General features: G+C 40.9%; 1 pseudogene. It reads left to right on the forward strand.

Annotated features, from left to right (window positions below):
• Window positions 1-5: 5 nt before the first annotated feature.
• A pseudogene (locus PR675_RS20440) lies at window positions 6-2,892 on the forward strand (HsdR family type I site-specific deoxyribonuclease); the annotation flags it as partial.

Below are 2,892 nucleotides of genomic sequence, written 5' to 3' on the forward strand. Positions count from 1 at the left end.
GATAAATGACCACCTCCTACAAAAGTATTGCAGAATCCAATAATTTTATTGTCCTAGACAAATACACAAAGCAAACGCAGGTAAGTGAAAACTACCAGAGCGAAGGTGATTTAGAGCGTGAGCTCATTCAGGATCTAATCAATCAGGGGTATGAGTATCTACCTGCGCTAACGACACCAGAGGCCATGTTAGTGAATGTGCGCAAACAGCTACAAGCCCTCAATAAAGTTGAGTTTACCGATGCTGAGTGGGTTCGTTTTTGTGAGCAATACTTGAACACGCCAAGCGATAATATTCTCGATAAAACCCGCAAAGTGCACAGTGATTATATCTTTGATTTTGTTTTTGATGATGGTCATATCGAAAATATCTACCTATTCGACAAGAAGACCATTGCTCGCAATAAAGTGCAGGTAATTAAGCAGTTTGAACAAACAGGAAGCCATGCCAACCGATACGATGTGACGATTTTGGTCAATGGTTTGCCTTTAGTGCACACTGAACTGAAAAAGCGTGGTGTGAAAATCCGTGAGGCGTTTAACCAAATACATCGTTACAGCAAAGAGAGTTTTAATGAAGAGAACTCGTTATATAAGTTCTTACAGCTGTTTGTGATCTCGAATGGTACTGACACGCGTTATTTTGCCAATACGACTAAGCGTGACAAGAACAGCTTTGACTTCACGATGAACTGGGCGAAATCAGATAATACGCTGATTAAAGATTTAAAAGATTTCACGGCAACTTTTTTCCAAAAAGAAACCCTGCTTGAAGTCATTTTCAAATACTCGGTATTTGATGTCAGTAATACCTTGCTTGTGATGCGTCCTTATCAGATTGCGGCTACCGAGCGGATCCTATGGAAAATAAAAAGTGCCTTTAACGCTAAGAACTGGAGTAATACCGAAAGCGGTGGGTACATTTGGCACACCACAGGTTCTGGTAAGACACTCACTAGCTTTAAAGCGGCACGGCTAGCCACGGAATTAGAATTTATTGATAAAGTCTTTTTTGTCGTGGACAGAAAAGACCTCGACTATCAGACTATGAAAGAGTATCAGCGTTTCTCGCCTGATAGTGTGAACGGTTCAGACAGTACCGCAGGGCTTAAGAACAACCTGGATAAAGACGATAACAAGATTGTTGTTACCACAATCCAAAAGCTCAACAACTTAATCAAAAGTGAAAGCAATTTACCTATTTACCAAAAACAAGTGGTATTTATTTTTGATGAGTGTCATCGAAGTCAGTTCGGCGAAGCGCAGAAAAACCTGAAAAAGAAATTCAAAAAGTATTATCAGTTTGGCTTTACGGGTACGCCAATTTTCCCTGAAAACGCTTTGGGTGCTGAAACAACGGGCAGTGTATTCGGTCAGCAGTTGCATACGTATGTAATCACTGATGCCATTCGTGATGAAAAAGTACTCAAATTCAAAGTGGACTATAACGACGTTCGTCCGCAATTTAAGGGCATTGAGACTGAACAGGACGATAAAAAACTCAGTGCTGCGGAGAACAAGCAAGCATTTTTACACCCGATGCGGATCCGTGAAATATCGCAGTATATTCTGAGTCATTTTAACCAGAAAACGCATCGCGCTTATTCTGGTGCGAAAGGATTCAATGCCATGTTTGCGGTAAGTAGTGTTGATGCTGCTAAAGCGTATTATGAAACCTTTAAAACATTGCAAGCTGAGGCTGAAAAGGGATCCACAAGTAAACCTCTTCGCATTGCGACTATCTTCTCATTTGCGGCTAATGAAGAGCAGGATGCTATTGGTGATATTTTAGATGAGAGTTTTGAAGTCAGTGCCATGAACAGCAGTGCGAAAGAGTTTTTGAGCGCCGCGATCACGGATTATAACGCCATGTTTAAATCTAACTATGGCGTGGACAGTCATGGCTTTCAGAACTACTACCGTGACCTTGCCCAGCGAGTGAAGAATTAAGAAATCGATCTGCTTATCGTGGTGGGTATGTTTTTAACGGGCTTTGATGCACCGACGCTCAATACCTTGTTTGTTGATAAGAATTTACGCTATCACGGTTTGATGCAGGCATTTTCTCGCACCAACCGTATTTATGATGCAACTAAAACCTTTGGCAATATTGTTACCTTCCGGGACTTAGAGCAGGCAACCATTGATGCCATCACTTTGTTTGGAGACAAAAATACCAAAAATGTTGTACTGGAGAAGAGCTATAAGGAATATATGGAAGGCTTTAACGATATTGTTACAGGTCAAGTGCGTCGAGGTTTTATCGATATCGTAAAAGAGTTGAAAGAACGCTTTCCAAACCCAGAACACATTGAAAAAGAACAAGATAAAAAAGAATTTGCCAAGCTTTTTGGTGAATACCTAAAAGCAGAAAATATTTTACAAAACTATGATGAATTTGCTGGTTTAAAAGCGTTGCAAAACTTGGATACCCGTGATGAACAAGCTGTCGAAGAGTTCAAGTCAAAGTACTATTTGGACGATGCGGATATTGAGGCAATGCAAACCATCGACATGCCTAGCGAGCGTGCGATACAAGATTATCGCTCAACCTACAACGATACCCGCGACTGGCTATGCCGTGATAAAGAAGGGCAGGACAAAGATAAGTCAACAGTAGACTGGAGCGATGTCGTCTTTGAAGTTGATTTGCTTAAATCTCAAGAAATCAATCTCGATTACATTCTTGAACTGATTTTTGATCATAATAAGAAGAACAAGAGTAAAGAAGGTTTGATTGAAGAAGTCCGCCGTATGATCCGCGGTAGCCTAGGCAATAGAGCGAAAGAGAGCTTAGTGGTTGATTTTATTCATCAGACAAATCTAGATGAGTTCAATGACAAAGCCAGCATCATCGACGCCTTCTTTAAGTTCGCTCAGGCGGAGCAGAAGC

The organism is Providencia sp. PROV261, from assembly GCF_028477945.1.
Classification (GTDB): domain Bacteria; phylum Pseudomonadota; class Gammaproteobacteria; order Enterobacterales; family Enterobacteriaceae; genus Providencia; species Providencia stuartii.